The 22,093-nt window shown below is 59.7% G+C and carries 24 protein-coding genes and 1 pseudogene; 7 read left to right on the forward strand and 18 right to left on the reverse strand.

Annotated features, from left to right (window positions below; genetic code table 11):
- A pseudogene (locus ACRXB1_RS09145) lies at positions 1-273 on the reverse strand (Zn-dependent hydrolase); the annotation flags it as partial.
- Between the two features lie 354 nt (positions 274-627).
- Between ACRXB1_RS09145 and ACRXB1_RS09150 the strand changes: the two are divergent.
- Positions 628-1,311, forward strand: coding sequence for a TetR/AcrR family transcriptional regulator (locus tag ACRXB1_RS09150; protein WP_062002692.1), 684 nt, complete (start codon positions 628-630; stop codon positions 1,309-1,311).
- Positions 1,312-1,431: 120 nt separating this feature from the next.
- On the opposite strand, the gene ACRXB1_RS09155 is transcribed toward ACRXB1_RS09150, so the two are convergent.
- The 5 genes from ACRXB1_RS09155 to ACRXB1_RS09175 all read right to left on the reverse strand — a co-directional run bounded on the left by ACRXB1_RS09155 (position 1,432) and on the right by ACRXB1_RS09175 (position 3,987).
- Positions 1,432-1,758, reverse strand: coding sequence for a DUF4148 domain-containing protein (locus ACRXB1_RS09155; protein ID WP_062172407.1), 327 nt, complete (start codon positions 1,756-1,758; stop codon positions 1,432-1,434).
- Positions 1,759-2,070: 312 nt separating this feature from the next.
- Positions 2,071-2,766 (reverse strand): histidine utilization repressor, encoded by a 696-nt coding sequence (gene hutC / locus ACRXB1_RS09160; RefSeq protein ID WP_062172406.1) that lies wholly within the window; start codon positions 2,764-2,766, stop codon positions 2,071-2,073.
- A gap of 132 nt (positions 2,767-2,898) precedes the next feature.
- Positions 2,899-3,369, reverse strand: a complete 471-nt coding sequence (locus ACRXB1_RS09165; RefSeq protein WP_449491821.1) for a GNAT family N-acetyltransferase — start codon at positions 3,367-3,369, stop codon at positions 2,899-2,901.
- 6 nt (positions 3,370-3,375) lie between these two features.
- Entirely contained in the window at positions 3,376-3,753 is a 378-nt protein-coding gene (crcB, locus tag ACRXB1_RS09170) for a fluoride efflux transporter CrcB (protein ID WP_062002688.1), read from the reverse strand.
- A 12-nt stretch (positions 3,754-3,765) separates the two neighbouring features.
- Positions 3,766-3,987, reverse strand: a complete 222-nt coding sequence (locus ACRXB1_RS09175) for a hypothetical protein (RefSeq protein ID WP_062172404.1) — start codon at positions 3,985-3,987, stop codon at positions 3,766-3,768.
- A gap of 121 nt (positions 3,988-4,108) precedes the next feature.
- Between ACRXB1_RS09175 and ACRXB1_RS09180 the strand changes: the two genes are divergently transcribed.
- Both ACRXB1_RS09180 and ACRXB1_RS09185 read left to right on the forward strand, forming a co-directional pair.
- On the forward strand, positions 4,109-5,455 hold the full coding sequence (locus ACRXB1_RS09180) for a mechanosensitive ion channel family protein (RefSeq protein ID WP_062002686.1): 1,347 nt from the start codon (positions 4,109-4,111) through the stop codon (positions 5,453-5,455).
- 166 nt (positions 5,456-5,621) lie between these two features.
- Complete coding sequence (locus ACRXB1_RS09185; RefSeq protein WP_082771525.1) at positions 5,622-6,674, forward strand: LysR family transcriptional regulator; 1,053 nt, start codon at positions 5,622-5,624, stop codon at positions 6,672-6,674.
- Positions 6,675-6,688: 14 nt separating this feature from the next.
- On the opposite strand, the gene ACRXB1_RS09190 is transcribed toward ACRXB1_RS09185, so the two are convergent.
- The gene (locus ACRXB1_RS09190) at positions 6,689-6,991 is read right to left on the reverse strand and encodes a YciI-like protein (RefSeq protein ID WP_062003643.1); all 303 of its coding nucleotides are present in this window, start codon (positions 6,989-6,991) and stop codon (positions 6,689-6,691) included.
- Between the two features lie 342 nt (positions 6,992-7,333).
- Here ACRXB1_RS09190 and ACRXB1_RS09195 point away from each other — a divergent pair, with 342 nt between their 5' ends.
- The gene (locus ACRXB1_RS09195) at positions 7,334-8,209 is read left to right on the forward strand and encodes a lipid A biosynthesis lauroyl acyltransferase (RefSeq protein WP_086383067.1); all 876 of its coding nucleotides are present in this window, start codon (positions 7,334-7,336) and stop codon (positions 8,207-8,209) included.
- Positions 8,210-8,218: 9 nt separating this feature from the next.
- Here the strand turns inward: ACRXB1_RS09195 and ACRXB1_RS09200 are convergent, their stop codons facing one another.
- Positions 8,219-8,722, reverse strand: coding sequence for a hypothetical protein (locus ACRXB1_RS09200; protein WP_062002685.1), 504 nt, complete (start codon positions 8,720-8,722; stop codon positions 8,219-8,221).
- A 213-nt stretch (positions 8,723-8,935) separates the two neighbouring features.
- Here ACRXB1_RS09200 and ACRXB1_RS09205 point away from each other — a divergent pair, with 213 nt between their 5' ends.
- On the forward strand, positions 8,936-9,190 hold the full coding sequence (locus tag ACRXB1_RS09205) for a GlsB/YeaQ/YmgE family stress response membrane protein (RefSeq protein ID WP_062002684.1): 255 nt from the start codon (positions 8,936-8,938) through the stop codon (positions 9,188-9,190).
- A 59-nt stretch (positions 9,191-9,249) separates the two neighbouring features.
- On the opposite strand, the gene ACRXB1_RS09210 is transcribed toward ACRXB1_RS09205, so the two are convergent.
- The 4 genes from ACRXB1_RS09210 to ACRXB1_RS09225 all read right to left on the reverse strand — a co-directional run bounded on the left by ACRXB1_RS09210 (position 9,250) and on the right by ACRXB1_RS09225 (position 13,310).
- Entirely contained in the window at positions 9,250-10,446 is a 1,197-nt protein-coding gene (locus ACRXB1_RS09210; protein ID WP_449491822.1) for an ROK family transcriptional regulator, read from the reverse strand.
- Between the two features lie 5 nt (positions 10,447-10,451).
- Positions 10,452-11,234, reverse strand: coding sequence for an ATP-binding cassette domain-containing protein (locus tag ACRXB1_RS09215; protein WP_449491823.1), 783 nt, complete (start codon positions 11,232-11,234; stop codon positions 10,452-10,454).
- A 12-nt stretch (positions 11,235-11,246) separates the two neighbouring features.
- Complete coding sequence (locus ACRXB1_RS09220) at positions 11,247-12,233, reverse strand: ABC transporter permease (RefSeq protein WP_062002681.1); 987 nt, start codon at positions 12,231-12,233, stop codon at positions 11,247-11,249.
- A gap of 81 nt (positions 12,234-12,314) precedes the next feature.
- Positions 12,315-13,310 carry a substrate-binding domain-containing protein gene (locus tag ACRXB1_RS09225; RefSeq protein WP_449491824.1) on the reverse strand — a complete coding sequence of 332 codons (996 nt, stop codon included), beginning with the start codon at positions 13,308-13,310 and terminating at the stop codon, positions 12,315-12,317.
- 329 nt (positions 13,311-13,639) lie between these two features.
- Here ACRXB1_RS09225 and ACRXB1_RS09230 point away from each other — a divergent pair, with 329 nt between their 5' ends.
- Positions 13,640-13,849 carry a hypothetical protein gene (locus ACRXB1_RS09230; RefSeq protein ID WP_062002679.1) on the forward strand — a complete coding sequence of 70 codons (210 nt, stop codon included), beginning with the start codon at positions 13,640-13,642 and terminating at the stop codon, positions 13,847-13,849.
- Between the two features lie 5 nt (positions 13,850-13,854).
- Here ACRXB1_RS09230 and ACRXB1_RS09235 read toward each other — a convergent pair whose 3' ends face one another.
- From ACRXB1_RS09235 to ACRXB1_RS09250, 4 genes are all read right to left on the reverse strand, one after another.
- Positions 13,855-16,821, reverse strand: coding sequence for an EAL domain-containing protein (locus ACRXB1_RS09235; protein WP_062172401.1), 2,967 nt, complete (start codon positions 16,819-16,821; stop codon positions 13,855-13,857).
- Positions 16,822-16,960: 139 nt separating this feature from the next.
- Positions 16,961-17,749, reverse strand: a complete 789-nt coding sequence (locus ACRXB1_RS09240; protein WP_449491825.1) for a hypothetical protein — start codon at positions 17,747-17,749, stop codon at positions 16,961-16,963.
- A 500-nt stretch (positions 17,750-18,249) separates the two neighbouring features.
- Entirely contained in the window at positions 18,250-18,672 is a 423-nt protein-coding gene (locus ACRXB1_RS09245) for a hypothetical protein (RefSeq protein ID WP_062002676.1), read from the reverse strand.
- Between the two features lie 142 nt (positions 18,673-18,814).
- The gene (locus tag ACRXB1_RS09250; RefSeq protein WP_449491826.1) at positions 18,815-19,876 is read right to left on the reverse strand and encodes an alpha/beta fold hydrolase; all 1,062 of its coding nucleotides are present in this window, start codon (positions 19,874-19,876) and stop codon (positions 18,815-18,817) included.
- Positions 19,877-20,111: 235 nt separating this feature from the next.
- Between ACRXB1_RS09250 and ACRXB1_RS09255 the strand changes: the two genes are divergently transcribed.
- Entirely contained in the window at positions 20,112-20,825 is a 714-nt protein-coding gene (locus ACRXB1_RS09255; protein WP_062002674.1) for a lysophospholipid acyltransferase family protein, read from the forward strand.
- 13 nt (positions 20,826-20,838) lie between these two features.
- Here the strand turns inward: ACRXB1_RS09255 and ACRXB1_RS09260 are convergent, their stop codons facing one another.
- Positions 20,839-21,207: a response regulator gene (locus ACRXB1_RS09260; RefSeq protein WP_069638419.1), complete on the reverse strand. Its 369-nt coding sequence runs from the start codon at positions 21,205-21,207 to the stop codon at positions 20,839-20,841.
- 254 nt (positions 21,208-21,461) lie between these two features.
- Positions 21,462-22,093: LysR substrate-binding domain-containing protein (locus ACRXB1_RS09265; RefSeq protein WP_449491827.1), on the reverse strand; the 632-nt coding region annotated here is incomplete at its 5' end.

Below are 22,093 nucleotides of genomic sequence, written 5' to 3' on the forward strand. Positions count from 1 at the left end.
AGATGGGCAACGTTTTGATGCGGCGCGCGGGACGCAACCTGGACGCCGCATGAAGACGTTGCCCATCTGGTCGACGGTCACCGTGCAGCCAGCTTCCTTCGCCCAGCTCACGATCAGGTCGCGCCCTTCCTTGTCGAGATCCGTGAGGGCAAGGCGGCACACGCCGCCCTTCGGCGTTGCGCCGATCTTTGCCATCGTCATGAGACTTTCCCAGAGACGTTTGCCGTTGACCCGGATCGACGTGTCCAGTGCTGAATCGGTTACCGCGTTCATGTCGCGTTCTCCTTGGTGTATCGCTTGAATGTGGGGTTACTACCCATACGAAACTGGTGCATCGACACCGGCTTTGGGGCGCACTTGCACGTCTCTTGTGCAGCTTGCGCGTCTCCCGCAGCAACGTCCAATATCCTGTTCGATGCCGCTTCGCAAATCCTGTCCAACTGGACAGGTTGTAGCCGATTAATATTGGCAAATCAACGTCTTTCGGGGTTTCCGATAGTTCGAAAGACAGAGCGAGAAGCGTGCCATTGCGATGCAGCAGAGTCGCTTGACAGCGTTGAGATGCGTTGAGCAGCGCGGGCATCAAACCGAATAGAATGAGGCGCGCAGCGCCATTCGAGGATAACGATGAGAGACGACGAAGCGACAGCCGAGGCAGTGAAAGACGACGCCGCGCCCACTCCATTGCGGCGGCGCAAGGCACACATACGCGAGACCAACGAAGCGCATCTTCTGGCATGCGCCGAAGCGGTTTTCGCGGAACGCGGCCTCGAAGGCGCGAGCACGGCGATGATCGCGGAACGCGCAGGCTTGCCCAAAGCCAACCTGCATTACTACTTTCCGACAAAGCTCGCGTTGTATCGCAGAGTGCTGGAGGATTTGTTCGATGACTGGCATCGTGCGGCCGATACGTTCGAAACCAGTGACGATCCGGTCGAAGCCATCAGCGGTTACGTGCGGACCAAAATGGAGTTGTCGCGGCGCCGGCCGCTCGGCTCGAAAGTCTGGGCAAGCGAGATCATTCACGGCGCAGTGCACATGCAGGACATCCTGACAGAGCGGGTCAAGCCGTGGCTCGATACACGCGTCGTGGTAATCGACAGATGGGTCGCGCATGGGTTGCTCGAGCCCACAGATGCGCAGACCTTGCTCTTCATGATCTGGGCGACGACCCAGCATTACGCGGATTTCGATGCGCAGATTCGCGCGCTGAAAGGCAAGCGGGCGTTATCGCAGAAAGCCTTCGATACCTCCACCGAAGAAGTCGTCAAGCTCGTGATTCGTGCATGCGGCGCGAAGTCGCCGAGCTGACCGAGCGGTCGAAACGCAAAAAACTCGCCGGCCGCGTTGCTGCGGAGGGCGAGTTTTTTGGGTGGCGCGTGGTGCCGTTACCGGCGTCGCACTACGTTACTGCCAAGACCTGACTACCGATTAGTGACCGAAGAACACCGATCCGGGAGTATTTTGCGCCGGCGCTACCGAGCTGCGAACGCCTGCTGCCGATGTGCCGCTCGTCGACGGGCCATACGATGTCGCTGCCTGGTTTTGTGCATCCACGCGCGCTTGTGCGGCTTGAATGTTGGCCGGGTAGTTGATCTGGTCGCTCGACGGGTTATAGCCGGCCTTTTCCAGTTGAACCAGTTGCGCCTTCACTTCGGCGCGCGTGACCGGGCCGTTGTCGTTGCTCTGGGCAAATGCGAAGGTCGGAGCTGCAAGTGCCGACACGATGACAACTGCGGGAATGAGTGACTTGAACATGGTGAAACCTCCAGTATTTTGTTTGTCGTCTCGAAGCGATTTCAGAAGTTAATAAGCGGTTTCTGAATTCGTTTTCGGATGTGAGAAGTCTATGCTTCCGACCCTGGAGGGAAAACCCTTATTTACGCGAAACATCATTGTTCATTTCGCAACAATCAAAGGTGGGACTAGCACGAGATGGGTATTTTTTACTGAATAAAGCTGTTTCAGGGTAAAAATAGGTGGGAGTCTGGGCAATCCAGCCCTCGAAAATGACAGTAATGTCATATTCGACAACAATGCCGCTATCGCGCCGACGTTGCCGCCAAAAAGCTAGAAGTGTCCGGTGAATTGATACCGGTCGCCGGGATGCCAGAGATTTGCCACCGACGCCACCGCATCCCGCGACCACGTCCGCCGATGCAACATGAGACAAGGCGCACCGTTTTTCATCGATAAAGCGAGCCCCGTCCCCTCATCCGGCAGCGCGGCTTCAATGCGGTACTCGACGCGCTGCAGGGGCGCTGCAACCATCAGGTACTGATTCGGCGTGATCCTGGTGAAATCCTGCCGCGCGTATTCCGGCGCCAGCGCGGGGTTGACCCAGCGCTCCTCCAGTTGAATGGGCAAATCATTTTCGAAATGCAGCACGCGCGAATGAAACACGGGACTGCCTTCGGTCAGCTTCATTTCAAGCGCAAGGCGTTCATCCAGTACGGATGCGCCGAGGTGCATGACCTCCGCCCGGTGCGCATGGCCGCGTCCGATGATTTCATCGGAGATGCTGCGGATTTCGACCAGCGTCGATGCGTATTTCGGTTGCGCCACAAACGTGCCGGCACCCTGGACGCGCGTCAGGATCTGCTCGGCGGTCAGCTCGCGCAGCGCGCGATTGACGGTCATTCGCGCGACCTTGAAGTCGCGTGCAAGCTCGTTTTCGGACGGTACCTGATCGCCCTCCTTCCATTCGCCCGCATGAATGCGCGTGAGAATGTGATCCTTGATTTCCTGGTACGCGGGCGTACTCATGCTGAAGTTACAGCGTCCATTTCGGCGGTTCCTGTCTATACAAGTATCGGCGCAGTCTAAACAAACAAAAGCCCTATAACAAGGCCGGGAATCACCTTAACTCGGGACTTCAAACGCGCTTCGAAAGGTTGTCTATACCGGATCGAGGCGCTTCTGCATGCGGAAGTTGGTCAGGCGTGCGCCGCGCACTTCCACGACTTGCGACCGGACGACCCCGAACCCGCGCGCTTCGAAGAACGGCCGGGCGGTGAGGCTCGCGTCGGTATCGATGATGGCGAGATGCTGGTTCCGCGCTTCGGATTCGATCTGATCGAGCAGCGCGTTCGCCGCACCCGCGCGCTGATGTTCCGGATGAACGAACAACATGTCGATATGTCCATCCCTCTGAAGATCGCCGAATCCGGCAACCGCGCCGTCGATAAGCGCAAGCCATGTTGGCCGATCGAGCCGGCGCCGAGCCCATACATCGCGGTCCGCTTGCGCCCAGGCGTCGATTTGAGCGGCGTCGTAATCACGCGATGCGACCTCGCGGATCGCGCGCAAAAAGACATTGATCACCGCATCGAGGTCGGACGGTTCATAACGCCGGATGACAATCGCCATGTGATTTCAGCGCGTAAGCGACACCGTCGCGATACCCAGGATGGTCATCACGACCGATGCCAGCACATGAATGGCGATCTCGCCCGCGGCCCAGCCGTAACGCCCCTGCTGCAAGTGCGCGACGACTTCGACCGAAAAGGTGGAGAAGGTGGAGAGGCCGCCCATCAGGCCGGTGATGACGAAGAGCCGCCATTCGATCGACACACCCGGAAAGCGCGCGAACCACGCAACTGCCACGCCGATCACATACCCGGCAATGACATTCGCCGCGAGCGTCCCGAGCGGAAGATTGGGATAGACGGTGTTCAGGCGCAGGCCGAGGAGCCATCGAAACAGGGAACCGAGCGCGCCGCCAATGCCTACGGCCAGAATCGACAAGTACATGAGGAGATAAGTTTAGAAGGGAATGAGCGCCAGCCGGTCGATGAGTTGCTTGCGGCCCGCTTCCACGATGGTTTCCCCCGACGCCGACAGACGTGCGGTCCACGTATCATCCCGGCGTTGCTCCCAGGTGCCGCATTCGTGGCCGTCGATCAGCAACGAGCCGCGGGCGACCAGTTGCGGGTCGGACGGATCGAGGACGGTGTCGTCGTTGTGTTCAAGCTTGACGGTTCGCATGAGCCCGGCGCGCGGAGTTGCACAAGGGCGTAATAATAGATGAAGCAGAATAGATGAAGCAGATAATCGCGCGCACCTTAATGCACAATACGGGTCGCCAACCTTCACCTTTGTTTGCCGCATGAATTTCGACACCATCCTCGACACCCTGCAAGAGCACTATCCCACGCATCACTGGGCGCAGTTCGCGCTCGGGATGTTGTCGCTCGTGCTCGCCGCATTGTTTGCTCAGTGGGTGGTCGCGCGGATCGTGCTGTATTTTGCGCATCGACTGCTGGTACTCACCGAACACGATGCCTGGGACAAGGCGCTCGCCCGGCATCGGGCGTATCACCAGCTCTGGTACGCGGTGCCGTTTGCCGCGGTCGCGATCGGGATCGGCGAGGTGCCGTACATCGGGCATATTGCAGAGCTGATCGAGCGGCTCGCGCACGCGGGCGCATGGATCTGCGTGTTCTTCGCGATGGGCGGCGCCCTCAGCGCATGGCAGGACGTCTATGCCGCGAGCATGCAGGCGCAGACGCGCTCGATCAAGGGCTACATACAGATCGGCAAGCTCGCGCTCGCGCTGATCTGCGGCGTGCTGGTGTTGTCGATTGTGATCGACCGCTCGCCGCTCTGGATGCTGTCAGGTCTCGGCGCGCTATCCGCCGTCCTGCTGCTGGTGTTCAAGGACACGCTGCTGTCGCTGGTGGCGAGCACGCAGCTCACGTCGAATGACATGCTGCGCATTGGCGACTGGATCGAGATGCCGCAATCGAATGCCGATGGCTTCGTGAAGGACATTGCGCTGCATACCGTCAAGGTGCAGAACTGGGACAACACGGTGACCACCGTTCCCACATACAAGCTCTTTTCGGAGAGTTACAGGAATTACCGGCAGATGTTCGAATCGGGCGGTCGGCGCATCAAGCGGACGCTGCGAATCGATGCCACATGCGTGCGTTTTCTCACCGACGAAGAAACCGCCCACCTCAAGCAGTTCCGCTTGCTGCACGATTATCTGGAAGAAAAGCAGATCGAGGTCGAGCTCGCCAACAAGAACCTCGGTGAACTTGCGAGTGAACCGGCAAACCGCCGGCGGCTGACGAATATCGGCACGTTTCGCGCGTATGGGCTGGCGTATCTGCAGCGGCATCCGGAGATCCGGCAAGACATGTCGATGATGGTGCGCATGATGGAACCGCAATCGGAGGGCATTCCCGTCGAGGTGTATTGTTTCACTGCCGTCACCGCGTGGACGCAATACGAACGCATCCAGGGCGATGTGTTCGATCACTTGCTCGCCATTCTTCCGGAGATGGGCTTGCGCCTGTATCAGGCGCCTTCGGGCGCCGACATGAGCGGACTGGTGGGCGCGCGCATCGGCGCTCAGGCGAGCAACGTGATCGCCGGTCATGGCGCAGGTCCGAGCCTGATGGGCAACACAGACAACGGGCGTCTGCGCGGCGAACTGCCGACGGTGTAGAACAAAAGCGGTTGGAGAAGCAGGCAAGAATCCGCGATTATTATGTATTCACGCGAATCGTCCTGATCCTTAAAGTGTGAACCTTGCCGGCATTCCTTTTTGACGTTTGAAGCATTGAAGGAATCATGCCGGTCAACGCATTCATCGCTTCTACAGGAAAACTCCCGTGACCGATCGCGTTCATGCCATGCGTGTTTTCATCCGTGTCGTCGATACCAACAGTTTCTCCCGTGCCGCCGAATCCCTCGGCATGCCGCGCGCAACTGTCTCCACGACCATTCAACAACTCGAGGCGCTGCTCGGCGTGCAATTGCTTGCACGCACCACGCGGCGTCTCAATCTCACCGCCGAGGGCGCCGCATGCTACGAGCGCTGCGTGCGCATTCTCGCGGATATCGATGACCTGGAATCGGGCTTTCACGGCCGTGAGGACAGGCTACGCGGCCGCTTGCGCATCGAGATGCCGGACACTGTTGCAACATCCATGGTCGTGCCCGCACTGCCGGATTTTCATGCGCGCTATCCGCATATCGAGTTATCGATTGGTGTCAGCAACCGCGCCGTCGATCTGGTCGGCGAAGGCGTGGATTGCAGCGTGCAGTTGGGGGAATTGCCGGACTCCGGCTTGATCGCACGGCGGCTCGGCAGCTTCGAGCATGTGACGTGCGCAACGCCCGCGTACCTTGAAGCGCACGGCACGCCGAAGACGCTCGATGACCTCGCGCACCATGTGGCGGTGAACTGTGTATCGATCCGAACAGGACGCCCGTGCGATTTCGATTTCGAGGTCGATGGCGAAGCGGTCGCCGTGAAAATGGCCGGATTCGTGCAAGTCACCGACGAAGCCGCTTATCTCGCATGCGGCTTGCAGGGACTCGGGCTGATCCAGCCGCCGCGCATTGCCGCATTGCCTTATTTGCGTTCGGGCGAATTGCGCGAAGTGCTGCCGCAGTGGAAGTCGATGCCCATGAATGTATCGGTGGCCTTCGTCAAGACGCGGCAAGCGGCGCCGCGTGTGAGCGCGTTCGTGGACTGGCTCGCGGAACTGTTCGAGCGCACGCAGGAAATGGACGACACGCTCACGCGGCTGTTTCACACGACACGGCGTCCGGTGGCTGCTCCCGCAAAGCCAGTTCCACCGGCACGTGTGGCCGTTGCCACGCCCGATTCACGCGACGAAGACACGCACGAGGACGAGGAGACCACCAGCGAGTCATGACGCTGCAAAGGCGCTCACGCCGGACGTATCGGCTGAGCCGCCTGCTCACCCACCACGGTATTCCACTTGCGCACTTCCCAGCGCATGACCAGTCCCTCGGTCACATAGGGATCGGCCCGGGCAAATGCCTCGGGCACGGCGGCTGAATCTGCATTGAAGAGCAGCATCGCGCGATCCACAGGCGCCTCCAGCGCGCCGCCCAGCAATAACTCCCCACGCTCCACCGCCTTCCACGCATAGGTCAGATGACGTTCACGAAACGCCGCCCGGCGTTCCAGGTAATCGTCGCTCAGTTCGTAAATCAAGAGCAGATGCATTTGTACGTCCCCTTCTGACTCGTCGTCTGACTCCTCGCCAGACTCTTCACGAAACTGCGTCGTGTATGCCGGTTGTGCGATCATGGCAGCGTTCAAGGCAGAATATTTCCGCGCGACCGTTCACTCCCGGGCCGTAAAACGGACGCCGGCGGTGCCACGAGCACTTCGAACGGTTGCCGACTCCGCCTTGTTCTGGCGCCCTTTCCGTCTTTGACGCGGATTTTCACCGCGCTAGTCTCGCCGTAACTCCTCTTCGACATCCGGTCAACGGCCGATCGTCGGAGTCCAAATCTACTCGGCGCTCGTCACATCTGGTTCGCCGCCCGCATCCAAGGGCCCAGCTTGAACACTATCGGTTTTGCGCTCATCGTAGCGCTGCTGCGCGCGCTCGCGCGGCTACCTTATGGCCTGGTCGCGCGTTTCGGCAGCGGACTTGGCGCCCTGCTTTATTACATTCCCAGCCGCCGGAAACATATTGTGCAGGTCAACCTGCAACTATGTTTCCCGGGCAAGACCGCGGCTGAATACGAACTCCTCGGACGTTCACACTTTCGTCACGTAGTGCGTAGCTACGTGGAACGCGGCGTGCAATGGTTCGGCTCGGCCAACGCCATCGAAAAGCTGGTGAAGCTGGAAAGCCGCATCGATCTGGACGATGAAAACGCCCCGCCCACCATCTTCATGGGTTTTCATTTTGTGGCCATTGAAGTGGGATGCATGCTGTATTCCATGAAACTGCCCATTACGGCGCTCTACACGCCGATGTCCAGCAAGAAGCTGAACACGCTCGCGATCGAACAGCGCGGCCGCTTCGGCGCGGACATGGTCAAGCGCGCCGACAGCGCCCGGCGCATCCTGAAGCTGCTGCGCGGCGGTGGGTCGGTCATGCTCGCCGCGGACATGGATCACGGCATCGAAAATTCGGTATTCGTGCCGTTCTTCGGTGTGCCGGCGTGCACGTTGACATCGGTATCGCGGCTTGCACGGCTCGGCCGCGCCCGTGTCGTGCCGTTCGTGACCGAAGTGCTGCCGGACTTCAAGGGCTACAAGATGACCATCTTCGAACCGCTCGCCGACTTTCCCTCAGAAAGCGATGAAATCGATGCCCGCCGCATGAACGCGTTCCTCGAATCGCAAGTGGTGCGTTTTCCGGAACAGTATTACTGGGTGCATCGGCGATTCAAGCATCGGCCCGAGGGCGCACCGGCAGTGTATTGAAACAATGCGTCATTCGGGCTTGCGGAAATCGTTGTCCACCCAGGCCTGCGCGCTGGTCTTGCTGAACTTGAATCCCGCCGAAACGCGCACTTGCGCCAGCACCCCGCCGAACATGTCGAGCGCCTTCAGGTCCGCGTAGGGATCGTCCTCGTCCGGCACGATATCAAGTGTCACCGTCACATCTTCGCCGTTCGCGCGAACCATCACATCTTTGTGAAGCATGGCGTGGCGCTGCTGCTCGTGGCGGCGCAGTACTTCGGACGCCGTCTTGATGAGCGTGCGAAATGCGTTCGGATCGAGCGGCTTGGGATTCTTCTTGTCGCGGCCCATGGTCCACGGACCCGTCAACGCCGGTTCGACTTCTCCATCCTTGATCATCTCGACGGCCCAGCCGTCGTCGTCTTCATTTTTGATCACACGGGCGGTCCACCCGTCATCGCGCCACAGGCGTGGTTCGTGGATGGTGTTGTCTTCGTCGGCGTGGAGGTCTTGATCGGAATCGGATACGGTCATGGAGCAAAGTTCGGTTTGAGTGGCTTGAAACACGCGCTTCGTTGCGGGGGCGTTGCAAACGTCGCGGCGCGCTGTCGATGTGACGAATTTTAACTGCAAGAAGCGGCGGCATCGTCGAAAATGCCTGAACGCTGGCCGATTGGTCTACGGCACCTGTGTGCCGGCGTGCCCGGATCTTCCGGGGACAATCGCCAACACTACGGAGGATTTACGATGCTTTCACTCATTGGCACCATTATCGTCGGCGGCATCATCGGGTTGATTGCCCGTGCGATCAAACCCGGCAACGACAGCATGGGCTGGATCATGACAATCGTGCTCGGTATTGCCGGGTCGCTGATTGCGGGCTACGCAGGCCGCGCGATGGGGTGGTATCAGGAAGGACAACCGGCGGGCTGGATCGCGTCCATCATCGGTGCAATCATTCTGCTGGTGATTTGGGGGCTGGTGACCAAACGCCGGGCCTGACCGGCTTCCGAAGCATAAGGGGCTGTTGCGGCGAAAGCTGCAACAGCCCTTTGCTTGCGCTATGCACTCATTCCCGATTTCAGGAACAGCACATGGCGCGGCGCGAAGTGCGTATATAACGGCAAGATTGCGCCGCCCATGGCGCGGGCATCGGCGCCAATTTCGCCCTCTACGAGTCGCGGGCGCAACATGCCTTGCCAGTCGAATGCATCGAGCGCAATGTTCGTGCGGCTCAAAACCTCCCGCAACAATCCACGATCCAGTTCGCCGTCGATCACGATGGCATCGAGATCGACCAGCGCCGCCGCGGATGCAATCGCCGAAGCCAGCGCGGGACATGCATCGTGGAGCCACGCTTCGCAAAGCGGCCACAATTCGGCTGAAAGTGCACGCTGGTCGTGTGCGGCATCGGCGGGAAATCCTGCTTCCGTGAAACGCTTCTCCAGAACATAGATCGAAGCCACGTTCAGCAATTGCGGCGCGCCTTCGGACCTGACCGGAAACGATCCCACAGCACCGGCGTTGCCCTTGGGCCCGGCATGCAGGCGTCCATCGATGACGAGACCGCCGCCAATGAACGTGCCGATAAAAACGTACAAGAAATCGCGCAATCCGCGCCCTTGACCCATCAGCAATTCGGCGGCGCACGCGGCGGTCGTGTCCTTCGCGAATTCAACGGGCAATGGCGTGAGCGCCTGCACGCGCGCGCGGATATCGATCTCGTTCCATGCGGCGAAAACGTCGGGCGGGGTATCGAAGAAGGTACGCCAGCCGCCCAGCCACAACGGCGCCGCCACCCCTATGCCGACCACTTTGGCGGCGTCCCCGGCGAGTGCGAGCATCGTTGCGTCGAGTTTGTCTGCAAGCAGTGCGAAGACCGTGCGCGGATCGGGATACGCATAGCCGATGGTCTCGCGCGCATGCACCTGGCCCGCGAAATCCATGGTCAGCACATCCAGACTGCGCCGGCCCACTTTCACGCCGATGGAAAACGCGCCGTCCGCGCGCAGCGAGATGGGCACCGACGGCTGCCCCATACGCCCTCGCACGCGGGTTCTCGGTTCACGCGCGAGCAGGCCGTCATCGATCAGACGATCCACGATCAACGACGTCGTCTGCGAACTCAAGCGCGTCAGCCGTGCAATATCCGACTTGGGCAGCGGGCCATGCACGCGCACCGCCTGCAACACGATGCGCTCGTTCATCTGCCGCATGCCGGCTGGCTTCGAGGTGCTTGCGGACGTGGACGAACTCATCGGGCTCAGGCAATCGCCTGGACATCGGCCTGTTTTGCGCCTGTCATGATCGCGACCGCCTCGGACATGTGGATGTCGCGCGTGTTGACCAGCGCCGCGCGCCGCCCGAGCCGCTGAATGTGGATACGGTCTGCGATCTCGAACACGTGCGGCATGTTGTGGCTGATGAGGATCACCGGCAAACCGCGATCGCGCACGCGCCGGATCAACTCCAGCACCATGTTCGATTCCTTCACGCCAAGCGCGGCCGTGGGTTCATCGAGGATCACGACGTGCCGCGCAAAGGCCGCGCTGCGCGCCACCGCAACGCCTTGCCGCTGGCCGCCGGAAAGCGTCTCGACCGCCTGTTTCATGGAGCGGATGCCGATCTGCAGTCCCTCCATATGCGCGATGGCTTCCTGCAGCATGCGGCGTTTGTCGATCATCTTGAACACCGAGCCGAGCACGCCGGGGCGTCTCAGTTCGCGTCCGAGAAAGAGATTTTCCGCGATGCTCATCGCCGGCGCGACCGCCAGATCCTGGTACACGGTCTCGATGCCCTGCGCGCGGGCATCGAGCGGACTGCGGAAGTGGACCGGATTTCCATCGAGCAGGATCTGGCCTTCATCCGGCACGAGCGCGCCCGACAGCGCCTTGATCAGCGATGACTTGCCCGCGCCGTTATCGCCGATGACCGCCATGATCTCGCCGGGGAGCAGTTCGAAGTCGACGCCATCGAGCGCGGTAACAGAGCCATAGCGCTTGATGACGCCGCGCGCTTCCAGTACGAGCTTGCGTGTGTCGTTCATGGCCATTACTCCTTAAGCGCGTGGACGCGCGAGCTTGTCAGCGGCGACCGCGAGAATCACCAGGATGCCGGTGATCAGGATTTGATAAACCGACGACACGCCGATCAGCGTCAGGCCGTTGCGGAACACGCCGACAATCAAGGCGCCCAGCAACGTACCGATGATCGTGCCGCGTCCACCAAAAAGACTCGTGCCGCCGAGCACGACCGCCGTGATGGAATCGAGATTCTCGGTTTGCCCGGCTTGCGGATCGCCCACGCCTGTTCGCGCAACCGACAATAACGCCGCGATGCCGTAGAAAAACCCCGCAAGCGTATAAACGGTGATCAGGATTTTCTGCGACGAAAGTCCCATCAGCCGCGCGGCTTCCGCGTTGTTGCCAAGCGCGTAGAGGTGCCGGCCGGGCACGGTATCGCGTAACACGAACCACACGACGAGATACATCAGCAAGGTGAGCACGGTGCCATACGTGACTTCCGCGCCACCGAGATGGAAGGTTGTGCCGAAGAACATCATGGCGTCAGGCAGGTTCGTGACGCTCTCTGCATTCGAATAAACCTGCGTCAATGCAAACGCAATGTTGAGCGTCCCGAGCGTCACGATGAACGCGGGCAACTTGATCTTCGTGATCAGCGCACCATTGAGCAATCCGAACAATGCACTTGCCCCGACGCCGCAGACGATCGCGAGCACGGGCGGGATGCCAAGCGTCACGGCAAACTTGGTCATGATGATCGAGCCGAACGCCATTACCATGCCGCACGACAAATCGATACCGCCCGTCAGCACGATCAGCGTCTGCCCGATCGCAATCACGGCGACGACCATGGTCTGCTGAAGGATCAGCGAGATGTTTTGTATCGATAAAAAGCGGTTGCTTTGCCAGATGAAGAACGCGCACGCGATCACGAGCGCCGCAAGCGGACCGATATCCGTGATAGACGGCAAACGGTCGGCAAACGTTGCACGCCCGGCGGTGGGAGAGGTGGATTGCGTCATGATTCGGGACCTCGACAGCGACATCTTAAAGGCGCCTTCATGCAACGCCCGAGCACCGGGCGCTGCATGCGGCGTGGCGTCTTACTTGTTGCCCCAGCAGTTGTCCAGACCGAACTTCGTGTCCTTGCCGGTGACGCCTGACACGGGTTTGTCGGTGATCAGCGTGACGCCGGTATCGTGATAGCCCGTCGCTTTCTTGCCCGTCTTCGCGTAGTCGATTCCGGCCTGCACGCCTTGCGCCGCCATCACCAGCGGATATTGCTGCGACGTCGCGGCGAAGTTGCCGGACTTCACATTGCGCACGCCTTCACATCCGCCGTCGATAGACACGATCATCACGCTCTTGTCCTTGCCCGCCGCCTTGAGCGCGCGATACGCGCCTGCCGCAGCCGGTTCGTTGATCGTGTAGACAAGGTTGATGTCGGGCACTTTCTGCAGGCAGTTTTCCATCGCCGTCTGACCCTTCGACTGATCGCCGCGCGTGTCCTGGCTGCACACAATCGACGGGTCGCCTTCCTTTACGCCGAAGCCCTGGAGGAAGCCGTTGTGGCGCAGCACGCCGACCGACACGCCCGGCGCGAGGTCCAGTGTGGCGATCTTCGCGGGTTTGCCGCCAAGCGATGCTTTCGCGTACTCGCCGATCAGCACGCCGGCCTTGAAGTTATCGGTGGCGAAAAGTGCGTCGGTTGCGTCTTGCGGTTCCGTGGGGGTATCGAGCGCGATCACGAGGATGCCTGCTGCGCGCGCTTTCTTGAGCGTCGGGACGATAGCCTTGGTGTCGCTCGCCGTGATCAGGATGGCCTTGACGCCGGCCGTGATCATGTTTTCTACCGCCGTCACCTGGCTCGCGTTGTCGCCGTCGAACTTGCCGCTGGCCGTGATGAGTTTCACACCGCCTTTGGTGGCGGCCTCTTCGGCGCCCTGTTTCATCTTGACGAAGAACGGGTTGGTCTCGGTCTTGGTAATCAGCCCAATGGAGATCTGGTCCGCGGCATACGTTGCGCTTGCGCTAAAAATGGATGCAACGGCCAAGCCAATAAAAGACGCCCGTGCTGCAGCACGCCGAAGATTTTTCATGTCTCGCTCCAATGTTTTTATGGGTTCGGCACTTCGGGAAAGAAGCGCTTCGAGCCCGTTCGTCGACTAAATCAATTGACTTTATTTAGTACAGCAGCGTGCGCCGTACAAGTCAAGAAGAGCCGGCTGGAGCGACGATCCGCGGTGCAGCATTCGGAGAGAAGGAACCCGCGCGCTGCACTGCTGGGCTTGGGCAAGCACGGATTGTTGCGACGCGTCTACGTACAAACACTAGGCGCGCGAAAAAGCTCAACAATTAATTGTTTTCGGCTTTTTCTTCGGGGTATGGTTTACCAGCATTTTTGCCAACCTTATGGGTGTACCGCATCATGAGCGCACTAGAAGCCCTTCACGCCGTTGTCACCAGCGAAGACTCGCCCCAGATCATCCGCGACCACATCGTGGATGCGTTGCAGTTTGCGCTGCGAAACAAGCCGGGGTTCTTCACGACAAAGGAAGTGCAGTGGCTCGCGCAGTGGGACGACACGCGCATTCCAATCGCAGCAACCAAGATTTTGAAAGAGATGAAGGTGGTCTGAGCGCTTTAATGCAGGCCGGCTTTGTCGACGAGATCAAACGAGAACGCAAGAGACTTGTCGCTGCCGGCAATCCGGTCAATAAACTCGAGCACGTCCGGGTCCTTCACAAAACTGGCAGCGGAAGCGGCGCTTAAAATAGCCCCGCTCTCTTGCGGCTTCGCGATCAGATATCCCTGCACATAATCCACGCCGATTTCCTTGAGCGCGCGCAGCGTATCGATATCCTCGACCCATTCCGCCACGCTGCGCATGCCCAGATTCCGGGCTAGCGCGACGATAGCCTCGACAATGGCGATATCGGCCGGATGTGCGCACATCGTGCGAATGAATTCGCCGTCTATCTTGAGTGCATCGGCGGAAAGATCCTTGAGATATTTGAACGACGTATAACCCGCGCCGAAATCATCGAGCGCGATCTTCCCGCCCATCTCGTGAACCCGTGCAATAAAGCGCTGCGTATTGCCGAGATCATGCAAGGCGACGCTCTCGGTAATCTCGAGACAAAGATAAGGCACGACATGCCGGTACCGCGCGAATAACGCAAAGGCATCTTCCATGAATTGCTCGTCGTTGAGCGATCCGCCGCTCAGGTTTACGCAGATAAACCGCGTGCTCTGCAGCGACGCCTGATGCTTCTCGACCCATTCGAGCAATGTGGCAAGGACCCATTTATCGATGGCCGCAATATTCCCCGATTCTTCCGCCGCGACGATAACCTTGCCCGCCGGCAAGGTCGCGCCATCGGGCGCGCGCATGCGCAACAGCACCTCGAAGTTCAGCGACTCCGTGGGTGCGGCGAGCGACATGATCGGCTGCATCACGAGAAACAATCCGGGTGGCAACCGGTTGCGTCCGAGTGTTTCGACGAGTTTCAGTTCTTCGGCCCGTTCCTCGAAGGCAGTTGCGCCCTTGCGATACGTCACCATGTGAACGCTCGAGCTTTTCTTGGCCTCGCGGCACGCCCGGTCAGCATGAGACAGCGCATCCTGCACACGCACGCCATGCGAACATTCCACGAGCCCAACGGACGCCTTGACCTGGAACGCACGGTTGCCGACCTGATATGGCGTGTCGCTCAACGCGCTTATCAGCCGCTGGCAACAGTCGACGGCTTCGTCTATCGACATGCGGCTCATCACGCACACAAATTCATCGCCGCCGATCCGTCCGAATGGAAAGCCGTTTGCGAACAGCGCGCGGGTCCGCGTGGCGACCTGCTTCAGGACTTCATCGCCGGCGCGATGTCCGAACAGATCGTTGACGAGCTTGAAACGATCCAGATCGACATAAGCAAGCGCCCACGACGACGCGTCCTCGCTCTGCGCGGCAATGGCCTTCTCCACACCACGGCGGTTTAGCGAACCCGTCAGCGGATCGTGCTCCGCGAGAAAGCGCAACCGTTCGATAGCCTTCGAACGTTCGGTCACATCCTGCAGCGATCCTTCAATCCACCCGTTCGAACGCGTGGCTTTCAGCAGGAAGCGCCGCTCGCCGCTGCCACGCGATTCGGCGCCGCCCATTTCGAGTTCGCCTTCACTGCCCTTGGACGCCAGCGCCTGCAGCGCCCCCCATGCGCCCGATTCGAAGTAGTCGTTCCAGTGCCGCACCTTGTACTCGGCTTTTTGCAGCGCGAGCATGGAGCGCAGCGCGGGGTTCGCGCGCACGAAGTGGCCGGCGGTATCGAGGGTAAAGAGCCCGATGGGCGTCACGTCGTAGGTGTTGCGCAACTCCGTCTGCGCCTGCCGGCGATGTTCCCGCTCGGCTCGCATCTGCTCGGCGATGGCAAACGCCGCCATCATGCTCGACGACAACGCCGCCATCACGGTGTTCACGCCCCCGACCAGCAGCTTGATGCCGAACGCCGCACCCATCACTTCGGAGAAGGTCGCAAACAGCACGATCGCAAGCGATCCCACGTACCACAGAACCGTGCGCGATCGCGTGAGCCACACCAGCCGCGCGAGCAGGAAAATCAGCACGGCTATGCCGAAGCCGGTGATCACCCAGAGCGTAGGAATGAACTTCGAATAAGGCAGCACGATGGCCGCGCCCAGCAGCACAAGCCCGACATACTGGATGATCTTCAAGAGCCACCTGTAGCCGATCACCTTCAGCTCGCGCCTGAACAGTGAGGCGAACAGCGCGGCGGTCAACAGGTAATACGCGGCGAATGTGAGTTGCCGCAGGCTTTGCATATAGTCCGGCGGAATCACGCGTCCGAGCCACTGCATGTCCCAACCCATCGCGTTCGCGCAAAGACGCAGGTTGCCGACGAGCCACACCGCGAAGATCACGTAGGTCCATTCGCGGTTGATCATTGCCGTGACGAAAACAAAGACGGCAAGCGTCAGCAGGCCGCCTGCGATCAACCCCGAGCTTTCCTGGAAATCGAGCGCCGCGCGGCGCAGCTCCGGACCACTCCAGCCAAACGCAGCGATCTGGGCAGGTCCGGAGAACGTGCCCCGGCACAGAATGCTTAATGGCTGCACCAGGTGGCCGAGATGAAGCGCGAACCCGGCCTTGACCGGCGAAAATTCGTTGGTGGTGTTTAGCCTGTCTGCAGTTCCAAGCGGCTGCAAGGTCGATGCGACCCAGCACGACAGCGTTTGCGCGTGCCGTGAAGGAAGTTCAGCATAGGTCGACTGCTCCGCGCTCATGTTGGGAACAGTGAATTCAAACCAGACGGGCTTCTCCGAGAGCTGGGTATTGAAGCGGTTGGTTGTCACAGCGCCGGACATACGCTGCAACGCCGTGGCCGGATCGAGCGTGCCCGCGGCATCTCTCACCACCTGCAAAGGCAGGGTGACGCCGCCCTTGGAATCGAATTGCTGCGTACCCCAGATCAGGGTCGCGATAGTAGCGAGGGCAATGAGCGTGGGGACAATATAAACAGCGAACGCGTACAGAAACCGATCGATATTCGACCCGGTATATCCGGACTTGGCCCGCGAAAATAAGGCAACCAACGCCATACCTGGAATTCCCCCGTGATGCATGACGCAAGCCGCGCCAGCAGTGGCGAAACAGCCATAAACGCCTGTCGGCGCATAGGTTGAATCGCCACCACCCTCTCTTGTGGCCTCGGCTGTCAAGCAGCCGGGCTATCTTCTATTACCTGCCATAAACAAGTTGCGACGCTTCCGGGCATCGTACCGGTTCCGGCCGGAAAGATAAATCCGGCAAATCCAAGTCGAGGTCCGGATGATCCGTATGCACCATGAACTGGAATAACGGATGCTTCGCTTCTTCCCAACGCCGCCGCGCCGCCATGACGTCCTTGGCAAGTACCCGGTGCGGTAATCCGCCGACATGCGCCATCGGCATGAATTGCCTTTCACCAAAGACATCTTCAAACAACATCGCTTCATATTCACGGTCAAGCGGTGAACGGGCGGTTATCACCATGTAGTTGACCAGTTGCTGCTCGCAATAAAGCCAGAGCGCCTTGCAAAGCATCACCTTGACGACCCTGCCCATACCACCGCCCGCAACGCCCAGTCGCGTTGCTTCCGCGAGCCGGCTTTTCCCCAGCCAGTCTGGAAGACGCACCGATTGTTCCAGCGCCAGCGGTGCGTATTCATTTGTTTGGATACGCATCGTGCCAACGGGCGCGCCGTCCAGTTTCGCCTCCGCCAGAAGCACCGCTACACCCGCTTCGCGATCGCAATCTTCAATGCCGAGTTTCTCGGCAAAGGATGGCAAATGCCGCGCATACGCGAGACGCCGGATATCGATGACTTTATCGAGATCGGCTGTTTCGCGGACTATCCTTATAGTAAACGGCATCGATTCACGTTTCCTGAGCGTTTGTACCGTTCGCTCAAGCGTCTCCATCCGGTTACCCCGTTCCAAACGATCACTGCTTAAAACACTGCTTTGGCCTGCATCGAGCTGTTCCATTTTTGTTACCCCATATTGGCGAGAAGGAGATGCCGCGATGCGTTTGACTTGATGCAAACAACACGCGCGACGATTTAAGTCTCGCCCAAAGGGAATTGATGCAGTGTCGAATGGAAGAGAAAACTTCAAAGATACTTAAAAAAACGACGCTTCCAAGGGTTTCTTGAATTCGCCCGCAGTTTTCACTCAAACGGTTTCGTAACACGAAAATCTATTTGGGAATGCAGCGCGGGTTTGGATTATCGGCATTCGACGGGGATGCGGGCGCGGAGAAAATGCACCGGCATCGTGCGAGCATTAAGTTATAAATCGCCGGCGGGATTAAGTCCGGAGTGCAATCAGCGCCTTTGCAGCGACTAAATTACCGAACAGGAAAAAATGACTCGATACCGATTGCGGCGCTTAATGCCATACGAGCAGGAAGGAGTGTGGGTCATTAAAGCGATGTGATTGAATCCGGCGGACGACAGCGCGCCCGCCAGTGTAGAGATTCGCCTGCCTCAGTCTTCGTCGTCGAGCCAGGGAATATCCACGTCGGTGATGAACGCGACCATTGCGAGTGGACGCCCTTCCTGGCGGCCGATCTTGCCATCGGCGCGTTGCCACTCACAGCGGAACACGGTGGCGGGCGTGTCGGCCATCAACGTGACCGTGCGCAGTTCATCCGGGTCCGAATCCTCCACGGGACCGTCCAGCGATATCAAAAGTTGTTGCGGCCACATGCCGTCGACCGGATCGTAGATCTTGTCGCCGTCGTGGATCACGACAAACGCTTCCACGCCAATGGTCGCCGACGCTTCCACGATCATCTTGCCGAGCGCGCGCAGCACAGCGGTCGCGCGGCCTGAGTTGGCCTGACGGATCGCGAGATCGCCGCGGGTCAGCGCCTGCTCCAGTTTCGGATTGGTTTTCTGTTGGGCCATTGGGTTGCCTCCGTAACTTGATTACCGTTCGACGGGTACGGCCCGCCGAGAGTTGCAAGGCGGGATCGTACCATTCCCGTCCCAAATTTACCGCCTGGAATGCCTCACAGGAAACTTTTGGCCTGCCGCAAACCCTTGCCTGTCAACCTGCTGCAAGAGCACGCGCAAGAAACTCGCCGCCTGCCTTGAGCGCAGTCACGTTGCCGGGTTCGAAGGTCCAGTGGCCGGCTGCATCGACGATGCAAAGCTGCGCGCCGGGCCATGCATCTGCAAGCGCGAGCGCCTGGTCGGCGGGACACACCATGTCGAAGCGGCCATGCACGAGCACACACGGCAGATGCGCAATTCGGCCGATGCGCGGCAAAAGCGGCTCGGGCGGCAACTCCTGCGCCATGTAGTGATGTTCGAGCAGAGACATGGAGATGGCGGCGGCATTGGACTCGCGAGTTTCTTCGGGCGTGGCGGCAGGCTTCGCGGGATCGGCTTCCGGCGCTTCGGCTTTCGCCTCACCCTTCTGCGCTGGTTTGTTCACCACAGACAACGTCGCTTCGAATCCGGCCCATGCACGCGCGAGCTTGATGCCGGCATCGTCGAAACGGGCGAGCGGCGCGCCGGTAAGCGACAGGATCTCGGCCGAGTTCAACGGGCGCTCGCCGCTGGCGGTTTCGATCGCATCGAGAAACTTGCGATGGGCGTCGGGGAAGACGCGCTGCACGTCCCACAGGAACCAGTCGATGTCCTGCTGGCGCGCAAGAAAGATCCCGCGCAACAGAAATCCAAGGCAGCGTTCCGGATGCGTGACGCCGTAGCTGAACGCGAGCGTCGTGCCCCACGAGCCGCCGAAAAGCGCCCATTTTTCGATGCCGAGCAATACCCGCAGCTTTTCCATATCGCCGACCAGTTCCTTGGTGCCGTTATGTTCCAGCTTGCCGAAAGGCGTGGACTTGCCACAGCCGCGTTGATCGAAGAAGACCATCCGCCACTTCGATGCATCCAGCACATCGCCCCATTTGAGGTTCATCGCGCCGCCCGGGCCGCCATGCACGATCAGCATAACGGGCGCATCCTCCGGGCCTTGCGCGCGCCAGTAGATCGAATGGCCATCGCCGACATCGAGCATGCCTTCATCGAAAGCCGGGGTCTTCACGGTCGATGAATCTTCCGGAACCTGAGTCTTCACTTCGTTGCCTGCGTCGTCCGTCATTGGAACTCCGTTGGAGAGATCACGCGTCTCTCGGTATCTGATTGAGCCGCAAGGCGGGATTTTGGAACCCGGGACACGAACCGCCGCACAAGCTATCCTTCGGGTTTCGTACGCAGGGTTGACTGGCGTCTGCATGTCTTGCGCAGGGTCGCGGCCACCTCGACGCCTGTTCGCCCATTCGCCTTATCGCCGGTTGCGGCGCTTGAGCCACGTTTTTACCATTGTCCAATACTTAATGCATCGAACCTTCGTCAAGTGGCTATTCGCGACCTACCTGCTTGGCAGCGGCACGGTGTGGTCCATCCTGATTCTGCCTTTGTTTCCGTTCGTCGGCCGCAGCGGCCGTTATTGGCTTGCAAAGCAATGGTGCCGTGCCATGGTCAAGATGATGCGCATGATTACCGGCGTGTCGTGTTCAGTGGAAGGACTCGAAAACCTCCCCGACGAGCCGTTCATCATGCTGTGCCGGCACGAATCGACCTGGGAAACGCTCGCATTCATGGCGCTGTTTCCGCGCCGCATCAGCTTCGTATTCAAGAGCGACCTCAAGCGTATTCCGTTCTTCGGCTGGGTGCTCAAAGGCCTCGACATGGTAAGTCTTGACCGCGGCTCACCGCGCCAGGCGCATCAGGCAGTCACGCGCGAATGCGCGGAAAAGCTCGCGCTTGGCGACGTCGTGGTGATCTTTCCGGAGGGCACGCGGGTCGCACATGACGCGCCGCTGAAGCTGGCATCGGGCGGGGTACGGCTTGCCTGTTCAACGCAAGTGCCTGCTGTGCCGGTCGTGCATAACGCGGGGAAATACTGGCCCGCGAAGGGCTGGCCGGATCAGCCCGGCCATATCCGCGTGATCGTCATGGCCCCGCTTCCCGCCGATTGCGTGGTGCCACAAGAGTTGAACCGGCTCGCTCAGGAGCGCATGGAAAAAGAGATGACGCGGCTTGCGTGAGCCCCGCTCTTTTTCAATACGGCCGGCGGCGCTTTGCAGCGCAAAGCCGGTCTACCGCCGACAACAACGCTTCAATCTCGACAGGCTTTTGCAGATAGCCATCGTAATGAACGAAAGCCGGCGGATGCGGATGGCCCGAGATCATCAAGAACGGGATATGCGCCGTTGCCGAGTTGGTCTTCATGGTCTGGCAAAGCAGCGCGCCGCCGAGCCCCGGCATTTTCCAGTCCGATATCACGATGTCGACGAGGTTCTCTCCAAGCAACGCCAGTGCGCCGTTGCCGTCGAAGGCGGACAGCACCTTGCACTCCTCCGACTGCATGCACAGGGTCCACGCTTCGATGGTCTCGGGATCGTCGTCGACGAGCAATACGGTTTTCATCGTGCTGGCGGCTTTGGTGGCGTCTTGTTGATTAGGTTCGGGCAAGTGAGACATTGCAAAGCAAGGTTTGGTTGCACGAAGATATCTTGCGCGCAGTTACAGTAAGGTTGCCTGTAGTCCATCGCAAGGCTGCTTCACGTGCATGCACCGCTTTACTCGAGCCACTTATATAGCTTTTATCGCACCTATGCTAATGGGGTTTTGCCGATGCCGCTCGCGCGGTAACAAGTGCCTGCAACACACCCTCCAGCAAGCTATTTCATACCGATACGCACTGCCTCGCGCTCACGCCCCGCGTCACGGATTGCATCGATAAGACTATCCAGCGCCGGTGACTTCGCACGGTCGTGACGCAGGATCAGGCCGATGGGTTCATCGGCACTTGCGAAAGGCATGGGCAGGCGGGTCAGCAACTTCAATGCAATGTCGTGCTCGACTACGCTCGAAGGCACAAACCATACCGCCTCGTTGTGCAATGCAAGAGCGCGTCCAAGCGACACCGACAATGTCTCGATCAGCGAGCTCGATGCCTGGGCGCCGAAAGCCGTCAGCACGCTCTCGGCGGATTGGCGGATCAACGTGCCGAACGGTGGAACGACTATTGGAAAGCGTGCAAGCAAGCTCGCGGTTACATTGCTTTCGTGCACGAGCGGATGATCGTTTCGCACGACGACCGTCAGCGGTTCGCGATACAACTGCTCGAAGGTCATCCCGACCATGCCTTCGGGTTCGGAAAGCCGGCCGACGACCAGATCGGTATCGGCGGATTGGCGGATCAACGTGCCGAACGGTGGAACGACTATTGGAAAGCGTGCAAGCAAGCTCGCGGTTACATTGCTTTCGTGCACGAGCGGATGATCGTTTCGCACGACGACCGTCAGCGGTT

The organism is Caballeronia sp. M23-90 (genome assembly GCF_053574605.1).

Bases quoted from the DNA above. Each gene is read 5' to 3' on its own strand.
- ACRXB1_RS09155 (WP_062172407.1), bottom strand. From the start codon at position 1,758: ATGTTCAAGTCACTCATTCCCGCAGTTGTCATCGTGTCGGCACTTGCA.
- ACRXB1_RS09210 (WP_449491822.1), bottom strand. From the start codon at position 10,446: ATGAGTTCGTCCACGTCCGCAAGCACCTCGAAGCCAGCCGGCATGCGG.
- ACRXB1_RS09260 (WP_069638419.1), bottom strand. From the start codon at position 21,207: ATGAAAACCGTATTGCTCGTCGACGACGATCCCGAGACCATCGAAGCG.
- ACRXB1_RS09175 (WP_062172404.1), bottom strand. From the start codon at position 3,987: ATGCGAACCGTCAAGCTTGAACACAACGACGACACCGTCCTCGATCCG.
- ACRXB1_RS09220 (WP_062002681.1), bottom strand. From the start codon at position 12,233: ATGACGCAATCCACCTCTCCCACCGCCGGGCGTGCAACGTTTGCCGAC.
- ACRXB1_RS09180 (WP_062002686.1), top strand. From the start codon at position 4,109: ATGAATTTCGACACCATCCTCGACACCCTGCAAGAGCACTATCCCACG.
- ACRXB1_RS09235 (WP_062172401.1), bottom strand. From the start codon at position 16,821: ATGGCGTTGGTTGCCTTATTTTCGCGGGCCAAGTCCGGATATACCGGG.
- ACRXB1_RS09165 (WP_449491821.1), bottom strand. From the start codon at position 3,369: ATGGCGATTGTCATCCGGCGTTATGAACCGTCCGACCTCGATGCGGTG.
- ACRXB1_RS09190 (WP_062003643.1), bottom strand. From the start codon at position 6,991: ATGCATCTGCTCTTGATTTACGAACTGAGCGACGATTACCTGGAACGC.
- ACRXB1_RS09215 (WP_449491823.1), bottom strand. From the start codon at position 11,234: ATGAACGACACACGCAAGCTCGTACTGGAAGCGCGCGGCGTCATCAAG.
- ACRXB1_RS09200 (WP_062002685.1), bottom strand. From the start codon at position 8,722: ATGACCGTATCCGATTCCGATCAAGACCTCCACGCCGACGAAGACAAC.
- ACRXB1_RS09250 (WP_449491826.1), bottom strand. From the start codon at position 19,876: ATGACGGACGACGCAGGCAACGAAGTGAAGACTCAGGTTCCGGAAGAT.
- ACRXB1_RS09245 (WP_062002676.1), bottom strand. From the start codon at position 18,672: ATGGCCCAACAGAAAACCAATCCGAAACTGGAGCAGGCGCTGACCCGC.
- ACRXB1_RS09230 (WP_062002679.1), top strand. From the start codon at position 13,640: ATGAGCGCACTAGAAGCCCTTCACGCCGTTGTCACCAGCGAAGACTCG.
- ACRXB1_RS09255 (WP_062002674.1), top strand. From the start codon at position 20,112: ATGCATCGAACCTTCGTCAAGTGGCTATTCGCGACCTACCTGCTTGGC.
- ACRXB1_RS09205 (WP_062002684.1), top strand. From the start codon at position 8,936: ATGCTTTCACTCATTGGCACCATTATCGTCGGCGGCATCATCGGGTTG.
- ACRXB1_RS09225 (WP_449491824.1), bottom strand. From the start codon at position 13,310: ATGAAAAATCTTCGGCGTGCTGCAGCACGGGCGTCTTTTATTGGCTTG.
- ACRXB1_RS09240 (WP_449491825.1), bottom strand. From the start codon at position 17,749: ATGGAACAGCTCGATGCAGGCCAAAGCAGTGTTTTAAGCAGTGATCGT.
- crcB (WP_062002688.1), bottom strand. From the start codon at position 3,753: ATGTACTTGTCGATTCTGGCCGTAGGCATTGGCGGCGCGCTCGGTTCC.
- hutC (WP_062172406.1), bottom strand. From the start codon at position 2,766: ATGAGTACGCCCGCGTACCAGGAAATCAAGGATCACATTCTCACGCGC.
- ACRXB1_RS09150 (WP_062002692.1), top strand. From the start codon at position 628: ATGAGAGACGACGAAGCGACAGCCGAGGCAGTGAAAGACGACGCCGCG.